The sequence below is a fragment of the Paenibacillus pasadenensis DSM 19293 genome (assembly GCF_000422485.1).
GTDB classification, from domain to species: domain Bacteria; phylum Bacillota; class Bacilli; order Paenibacillales; family Paenibacillaceae; genus Paenibacillus_O; species Paenibacillus_O pasadenensis.
On sequence record NZ_KE383860.1, the window covers coordinates 89,724 to 97,510 of the forward strand.

Annotated in this window: 7 protein-coding genes; all 7 read right to left on the reverse strand. The window is 64.0% G+C overall.

The genetic code is table 11. The features are described 5' to 3' along the window. Positions 1-301 precede the first annotated feature (301 nt). Positions 302-559 carry a hypothetical protein gene (locus tag H582_RS0124295; protein ID WP_028600621.1) on the reverse strand — a complete coding sequence of 86 codons (258 nt, stop codon included), beginning with the start codon at positions 557-559 and terminating at the stop codon, positions 302-304. 100 nt (positions 560-659) lie between these two features. Continuing rightward, on the reverse strand, positions 660-893 hold the full coding sequence (locus H582_RS0124300; RefSeq protein ID WP_127464560.1) for a hypothetical protein: 234 nt from the start codon (positions 891-893) through the stop codon (positions 660-662). 338 nt (positions 894-1,231) lie between these two features. Next, positions 1,232-1,735: a DUF1854 domain-containing protein gene (locus H582_RS0124310; protein WP_052333631.1), complete on the reverse strand. Its 504-nt coding sequence runs from the start codon at positions 1,733-1,735 to the stop codon at positions 1,232-1,234. Next, positions 1,735-4,164, reverse strand: a complete 2,430-nt coding sequence (locus tag H582_RS29455) for an ABC transporter ATP-binding protein (protein WP_052333632.1) — start codon at positions 4,162-4,164, stop codon at positions 1,735-1,737. The genes H582_RS0124310 and H582_RS29455 overlap by 1 nt, the downstream gene beginning before the upstream one ends. 1,255 nt (positions 4,165-5,419) lie before the next feature. Next, positions 5,420-6,157 carry a S24/S26 family peptidase gene (locus tag H582_RS30565; RefSeq protein WP_127464629.1) on the reverse strand — a complete coding sequence of 246 codons (738 nt, stop codon included), beginning with the start codon at positions 6,155-6,157 and terminating at the stop codon, positions 5,420-5,422. Continuing rightward, the gene (locus tag H582_RS0124325; protein ID WP_028600625.1) at positions 6,150-6,428 is read right to left on the reverse strand and encodes a PqqD family protein; all 279 of its coding nucleotides are present in this window, start codon (positions 6,426-6,428) and stop codon (positions 6,150-6,152) included. The genes H582_RS30565 and H582_RS0124325 overlap by 8 nt, the downstream gene beginning before the upstream one ends. Continuing rightward, complete coding sequence (locus H582_RS29465) at positions 6,425-7,306, reverse strand: hypothetical protein (RefSeq protein WP_043112010.1); 882 nt, start codon at positions 7,304-7,306, stop codon at positions 6,425-6,427. Before H582_RS29465 ends, H582_RS0124325 begins: the two co-directional genes overlap by 4 nt. Positions 7,307-7,787: the final 481 nt, after the last annotated feature.

Here is a 7,787-nt window from a genome sequence, read left to right on the forward strand (position 1 = left end):
TTGACCTCCCTCCGTTTCCATCCATATCCAGCCTATTATAGCCTATCCGCGCTCCGGTTGGAAACCGCGCCTGCATCCGCGGCAGCGAGCCTTTTTTGGCGAAGGCTGTTTCAGAACGGATCCTTCCCGGTTAAGAAGAAAAGGATCCGCCGCTCCTTCCTGCTTCTCGCCGTGCGGATCGCGGCTCTGAAGCAGAATCTAGTCTCCTCGGCCGTCTTTTCCGACAAAAAAAAGCATCCCGCCCATGTCCTAGGCCGGAATGCCTGAAGCGATTCGCAAGTGTGTCGTTGTTCCAGCTCGCTCAGGCGCTTAGGATCGAGCAGCCGTACAGCAGGCTGGACGGAGATGAGCTTGGTCCCGGGTCAGGGCCGGATTCCCCCGGGGAAGTCGATAGGCCGGAGCTGGAAGCTTGCTTCGCGTCGCGACAGGACGAGCAGCTGCCAAGCGGATAGGACGCCTGATAGAATCCGGTCTGGAACAGCTTGTCCGCCGCTTCGAGGCGAAGCAGCTGCCCGCAGCATAGACAATGGAACATCTGCCAGTTCGCTTTCATGTCCATCTCATCACTCCTCAGACTGGAATGGTCTTGCCCCCTTCTCCTTACCCGTGCTTTCCGGATACGAAACGTATCTCGATTACTTTTATTCATCGGGTAACCGTCAAGCCGAGATCGAATAGTGGGCGAAGCGCGAATGCGCGATGTCGCGAGCTCCAGGGGCTTGCCCGTCCCGGTCGGCCGCAGCGCCTCCCTCTGCCTGATCCTCGCAGGCTTTGCAGCAGCCGAGCCGGTAGTCGACGCGGTAAAAGCCCGTCCGGAACAGCACCGACGCCTCGGCGCCCGGAAGCTGACGGTCGCAGCTGAGGCAATGGAATTGATCGTTGAATCTCATCATGAATCCCCCTTTGGGTTGTCGTTCTGCTCCTCTGCAAGCAAGCCGCGGTATGGAAGCGAGAGCAGCATGAGCCCCCTCGAGCGCTATTGTTGTTACGTTCTGTATCAACACCTCTTTAATTTATTGCAATTCCCGTCATTCGTCAAGACAGTAGAGGACCCGATTCCGCAGAAAGTTGTCGAAATTCGCTGGATCGTTATGTATCCGCTTACATTTTCGACCAAAGAAGAAGAATTCCTTCTTTATTTAGCGATATTTTAAAAAAATCCGGCTTTCGCTTGAAAGCCGGATTTCGCTGCCGCCGCGTATCGAACCGCCGATCTCGTCCTTGACGCCAGTCAGCCGATTTTTTCCCACTGATCCCGGCTTCGCTGGTCCATGCGGTCGAGGTTCGACAGCTCGAACCGCCGTCCATCGTCGTCGGTCACGATCCAGCGCCCGTCCGCCAGGCTGTGGATGCCTTCGTGCAGGATGCTCATATGCAGCATGCTCGGACCGTAGTCGGTCTCGACCGACCAGATCCACTCCGGCCCCTTCTTGCGGATGGAGACGATGCGCTCGATGCGCGGAATCGTATACTCCCGCTCGAGCTCCATGACGGCCGCGATGCGGCTCTCCTCCTCGAGCTGATCCAGGCTCGGCAGCAGCAGCAGCTCCTTGCCCGTATCGGCGGTACGCACCGAGATGAGCCGATCCGGCAGCGAGTACGGAAAGCAGCGCACGAGCTTGACGCGGCCCATCGGCTCGCCGCCGAGCACGGCCTTGAGATAGCCTTCGCGGCTGTGGTACAGCATCACCTCGTAAGGCTTCGAGCGGTTCATGAACACCAGGTTGCCGTTCATCATCCCACCTCCGATTCGGTCATCTGCTTCTGCGACTCGACGAGCCGCCAGTATGTGCCCTTGCTGCGGTACAGCTCGTCATGCGTGCCGGTCTCGGCGATGCGGCCCTGCTCCAGCACAATCAGCCGGTCGGCGCCGCGCAGCGTCGAGAGCCGGTGGGCGATGGCGATCGTCGTGCGTCCTTTGACCAGGCGGGCCAGAGCCTCCTGGATGGCGCGCTCCGTCTCCGTATCGACCGAGGCGGTCGCCTCGTCGAGGATGAGGATCTCGGGATCGAGCAGCACGGCGCGGGCGATTGCGATCCGCTGCTTTTCGCCGCCGGAGAGGCGGTGTCCGCGCTCCCCGACCTGCGTCTCGTAGCCTTCCGGCAAGCCGCAGATGAAGCCGTGCGCCCCCGCCGTGCGCGCCGCCTCGATGATGCTCTCGGGCGACGCGTCCTTTCTGCCGTAGGCGATGTTCTGGGCGATCGTCCCGTCGAACAGGAACGTCTCCTGCAGCACGACGCCGATGCGCGCGCGCAGGCTTTCCTGGGCGATGTCCCGCAGGTCGATGCCGTCCAGCGTGATGCTGCCGGCATCCGGGTCGTAGAACCGGCAGACGAGATTGATGAGCGTCGACTTGCCGGCGCCGCTCGGACCGACGAGGCCGATCATCTCGCCGGGGCGGATCGTCAGGTTCAGATCCTTCAACACGGCCCTGCTCTTGTCATACCCGTAGCGCACGCCGTCGAAGCGGATCTCGCCCTGCGCGCTCTCGAGCTGCACCGCATCCGGGCGGTCCGGCGTGTCGCTCTTCGCATCCATCAGCTCGAAAATGCGCTCGGCCGAGCCCATCACCCGGTTGATCATATTGAGCGAGGCGCCGAACGCCTGCAGCGGACCGAAGAACATGACCAGATACGACGCATAGGCGGTCAGCGATCCGAGCGTCATGCCGCCGCCGAGCACCGACTTGCCGCCGGCGTACCAGACGAGCAGGCCGAACGCCGCGATGACGAGCGAGAACAGCGGCGAGACGCTCATCCACAGGTTGCCCATCGAGATCATGCGCTTCACGAGCGTATCGTTCGCCTGCGCGAAGCGCTGCTTTTCACGCCGCTCCTGGGCGAACGCCTTGATGACGCGGATGCCCTGCAGCGACTCGCCGATGACGTTGTTGACGTTCATGACGCTCATCCACTGCGAGTACCACAGGATGCGGATGCGCGGCCAGATCCAGAGGAAGCCGAGCGCCAGGAACGGCACCGGAATGAGGATCATCCACGTCAGCGGCGCGTTGAGGTAGAACAGCAGGCCGAGCACGCCGACCGCGAGCAGCACCTGCGAGAGGAACTGGATGAAGCCTTCGGTGAGGAACTGCTTGAGCTCCTCCGTGTCGTTCTGCACGCGGCTGATGAACTGCGACACCTGCCTGCGGTCGAAATAGCTCATCGACAGCTTCAGGATCGCGTCGAACGCATGCTTGCGGATGTCGCCCATCAGCCTGCCGCCGAAGCGCAGGCCGATGAAGCTGCGGGCCATCGAGACGCCCGTGCCGATCAGATGCACGGCCGCCATCGCGACGATGAGCCAGAGCAGCGCGCTGCGGCTGCCGCCTTCGGTGAAGTTGTCGATGAGCAGCTTCATCAGATAGGTCGGGATGAGCTCGAAGGCGATGCTGAAGAGCAGCAGGACGCCGCTGGCGATCATCAGCCGGCGATGCGGCTGCGCGTACGCCAGGATGCGGCGGACCATGAGGTATTTGTTGCTGCAGCGGAGGCACTTGGTGCGCCGGTGCCAAAGGCGCTTGCCGCAGACGCGGCAAGCGCGGGAGGGCTCGGCCGCGCCCTGCGGCTCGGCCGAGACGGCTGCGCCGCGCGGGGCGGCGGCTTGCGCCGCGCCTCTGCGCACGCGCGGCGGGAGCTTTTGGGGCGCGCCGGCTTGCGGCGCGGCGTGGGGCTCGCGCCCGGAGGGCGCGGAGGGGCTCGCGCCGGCAGCGTCGCTGCCCGGCGCGGGAGGCTGCGGAGCCGCTCCCCCGGGAACCGGGAGCGGCTCCTCGAGCCATGCGGCGATGCGCGGCATGGCGATGCGGTACGCTTCCAGATGCGGAAGCGTGAAGCGCGCCGCCTCGCGCATGCCGTCGCGAGTCAGCAGGACGAGCGCGCCTCCTGCGACGCCTTCCCGCAGCTCGATCTCGTCGATCGTGCCTTTCGGGAAGCGCCGCTGCAGACGGCCCTGCTCGTCGATCACCGCCGCTTCGCGGTCGGTGAACACGAGCTCGTAGCGCTGGAACTGCCGCGCTTCGTTGATGTCCGCGCCAAGCCGCAGCCAGCCATCGGCCAGCCGCTGCCTCAGCGCCGCAGCCGCTCCATCGCCTCCCGTTCGCTCACCATCCGTCGGCTCGACCGCCTTACGTCTGCCGCCGCCTCTGCCTGCCTTGCCGTACGCCATGCCCTCCGCCTCCTTGCTGTCCTAAGTCGCTAGTGTTGGTGCTAGCGCTGCTTGCTAGCGCTCCGTGCTAGCGTTGCTTGCTAGCGTTGCTTGCTAGCGCTGCTTGCTAGCGTTGCGTGCTAGCGCTGCTTGCTAGCGTTCCGTGCTAGTCAGACCGTCGCTCCGCTGGCACTGCACGCCCCCTCTCATCACCGCCACGCTACTTCGCTTGCTCCTTGCTCTGCCCAGCGGCTAGCATTCCTCCGCTATCGCCTCGCTGATGCCACGATACCTCGCGTTCAGACCTTCAACCCGATTTTTTCGGGTTACAGCCTCTGATTCGCTCCTCCGGGCTCCTGCAACCCGATATTTTCGGGTTACAGCCCCCGATTCGCTCCTCCGCACTCCTGCAACCCGATTTTTTCGGGTTACAGCCCCCGATTCGCTCCTCCGGGCTCCTGCAACCCGACATTTTCGGGTTACAGCCTCTGACTCGATCCTCCGCACTCCTGCACCCCGATTTTTTCGGGTTACAGCCCCCGATTCGCTCCTCCGGGCTCCTGTAACCCGACATTTTCGGGTTGCAGCCTCCGATTCGCGCCTCCGGGCTCCTGTAACCCGATTTTTTCGGGTTACAGCCTGTGACTCGCTCCTCCGGGCTCCTACCAACTCGATTTCTTCGACTTAATGCCATCCGGGAGCCCCCGTTAGAGCGCATTAGCTCGATTTTTACGAGTTAATACCTGCTGGATGCCCAACTCGAACCCTACTAACTCGATTTCTTCGACTTAATGCCTCCTGGGACGCCCCTGTTCGAGACGAGTTACTCGGTTTCTCCGCGCAACTCTGGCGCTGAGGCATCTGTTCGAGCCGAGTTACTCGGTTTCTCCGCGTAACTCCGGCGCTGGCGCATCTGTTCGAGACGAGTTACTCGGGTTTTCCGCGCAACTCCGACGCTGGGGCAACTGTTCGAGCCGAGTTACTCGGTTTCTCCGCGCAACTCCGTCGCTGCCGCATCTGTTCGAGCCGAGTTACTCGGGTTTTCCGCGCAACTCCGGCGCTGAGGCCCCTGTTCGAGCCGAGTTACTCGGTTTCTCCGCGTAACTCCGACGCTGGGGCTCCTGTTCGAGCCAAGTTACTCGGTTTCTCCGCGCAACTCCGACGCTGGGGCATCTGTTCGAGCAGACTAACCCGGGTCTTCCGAGCAACTTGGGCGCTTGGACTCTCGTTCGAGCCTATTCGCTCGTCCCGTCCGCGCATCGGCGCGCTGTCTTCGTCAACGCGAAGCCGCGCGGTACATCGGCTTGCGGGACATGCTCCAGGTGCCGAGCTTGCGCGTGAATTTGCGCGTCAACGGATAGCGAAGCACGAGCCAGCGCAGCAGCCGCGCCTGCCAATGCTTCGGCGTGATCCACTTGCCGCCGAATCCAGCGGCACGGCTGCCCGTGCCTGATGGCGCCGCTCCTGCCGTCCCAACCGCGGCTACCGCTCCCTTCGCGGCCCTTGCGTCATCCGCATCGGCCTCCGACTCTGCGGATCTCGCCGTACCAGCCCCAACCGCAGCTCCCGCTCCCTCCGCGGCCCTTGCGCCAGCGGCATCGGCCGCCGCCTCCTTCGCCGCGCCAGCCCCAGCGGCAGCTGCCGCGATCCTCGCCGCGCCCGCTCCTCCGCCGCGCCGAGCTCGGCGGACGCCGGTCCAGAGGCCGAGGATCGCCTCAGGGCCGACCGGGTCGTCGGCGACATAACTCGTGTCCCCACGGAACACGTACTGACGGCCGGCGCCCTCGCCGCGGATCTCGACCAGGCGATGCCCGGTCAGGATGCCGCTGCCGCTTACGAACAAGCATACATCCCCTACCTCCAGGTCCCGCGCGCGGACGCGCACGAAGCGGCTTGCGTCGCCTTCCCGGATTAAGGGATACATGCTCATGCCGAAGGAGGTCAGCTCCATGGCGCCGCGCTTTTGAATCAAGGCGGCCACCATGGGGGCCAGGTTGCCCGCCGAACTATTCATGCACGATCAGCCCTACGCGGATCAGCTCCGCTACATACGCCTCCACGTCGGCCTGCACCTGCAGCGGATCCGCCGCATACTCCGAGGCGACGCGCTCCGTCAGCTGCGAGATGGTCGGGCATGCCTCGAGCAGCTCCCATATGTAGCCGCCCATCTCGTTCACCTTCGTGATCGAGTGGCTTTCCAGATCGAGCAGCACCCATTCGCCGTCGAGCTCCGCCGTTTCGATCGATTCCTGCCGCTTCAGGAGCTGATTTGCCAGCACTGTCATGAGATGACCTCCCAGAATGAATCGTTTTTTTGAAAATGCAGCTCATACGCCGGCACGCGCTGCACGACCTCGCGGCAGACCGCAATCATCTTGGCCGTCTCCGGCTTGCTGTGCTTCCAATAGAACACCTTGTCCATGAGGCCGATCAGCGCCTCGACCTTGCCCACCGGCTCTCGCCGCACTTCCTCCGCCTGCACGAGAAAATGAATGCCGCCGAGCGGGCAGGCATCCGCCTCGCCGCGCTCTTCGTTCTCGCTGCGCAGCGGCGAATCGTGGATCGTCACGCCGCCGTCCGCATCCAGCAGCAGCAGCGTCGCCTCGTCCGACAGGATCGGCCGCGGCGCCGACAGCTCGGCCGCCGTCGATTTGCCCGCTCCGCTATGCCCGACGAACATCCACGCCTTGCCGCCGTCCACGACGCAGGAGCTATGCACGAGCAGCCCCTCGCGGCGATGGATCAGCCATGCGCTGTACCAGTTGATGAGCGCATGCTTCAGAGCCAGATCGTCGAATACCTGCAGCTTCACGCTCGAATAGTCCGCCGACGTCTCCATCCGGTAATCCTTGCGCGAGTACACGACCGTGTCGCCGTCCGCTTCGATCTCGACCGGACCCTCGTCGTACATCGAGCCGTAAAAATCCGTTATGTACAGCACCGCCTTGGCCCCTGCCGCTTCCGTCGATGCCAACGCCGCCACCACTTCGCTCTCGCTCGCTGCACCTGCAGCCTCGACCGCCGTCTCGCCGCTCCCGACCGGCAGCGCCGCCAGCTCGTCCCGATCCTCCGGGAACCTCGCGGCGATCCATTCCTTCAGATGCTCGGTCTGCACTTCGAACCGGATGCGATGGTGGCCTACTTTTGCTCGATAAAGATACATATTGTATCACCCCATATGTGACAATTCGCCGCAACGCCGACCCGAGAGAGGGGAACGGCCATAGGCCCGTTCCCCTCTTCGAGTCTGCCTGCGCTTGCTCGGCGGCAGCTTCCCGCCATCCCGCACGCTTCGACCTCGCTCCGCTCGCCTTGCGGCGGGCCTGCACGCTTCGACCTCGCTCCGCTCGCCTTGCGGCGAGCCTGCACGCTTCGACCTCGCTCCGCACGCCTTGCGGCGAGCCTGCACGCTTCGACCTCGCTCCGCACGCCTTGCGGCGAGCCTGCACGCTTCGACCTCGCTCCGCACGCCTTGCAGCGGGCTTGCACGCTTCGACCTCGCTCCGCACGCCTCCACGCTCGTCCGCCTGCGACGGCGCCTACTTGGCGCCGTCGTAGCGGTCCAGGTAGCCGAGCGGCTTCGTTCCGCAGCCGCATGGGCCTCCCGGTCCGCCCGGCCCGTAGAACAGCCGGCAGATGAACGG

Excerpts from the sequence above, each read along its gene's own strand:
- H582_RS0124295 (WP_028600621.1), bottom strand. The coding sequence starts at position 559 with ATGGACATGAAAGCGAACTGGCAGATGTTCCATTGTCTATGCTGCGGG.
- H582_RS0124300 (WP_127464560.1), bottom strand. The coding sequence starts at position 893 with ATGATGAGATTCAACGATCAATTCCATTGCCTCAGCTGCGACCGTCAG.
- H582_RS0124310 (WP_052333631.1), bottom strand. The coding sequence starts at position 1,735 with ATGAACGGCAACCTGGTGTTCATGAACCGCTCGAAGCCTTACGAGGTG.
- H582_RS29455 (WP_052333632.1), bottom strand. The coding sequence starts at position 4,164 with ATGGCGTACGGCAAGGCAGGCAGAGGCGGCGGCAGACGTAAGGCGGTC.
- H582_RS30565 (WP_127464629.1), bottom strand. The coding sequence starts at position 6,157 with ATGAATAGTTCGGCGGGCAACCTGGCCCCCATGGTGGCCGCCTTGATT.
- H582_RS0124325 (WP_028600625.1), bottom strand. The coding sequence starts at position 6,428 with ATGACAGTGCTGGCAAATCAGCTCCTGAAGCGGCAGGAATCGATCGAA.
- H582_RS29465 (WP_043112010.1), bottom strand. The coding sequence starts at position 7,306 with ATGTATCTTTATCGAGCAAAAGTAGGCCACCATCGCATCCGGTTCGAA.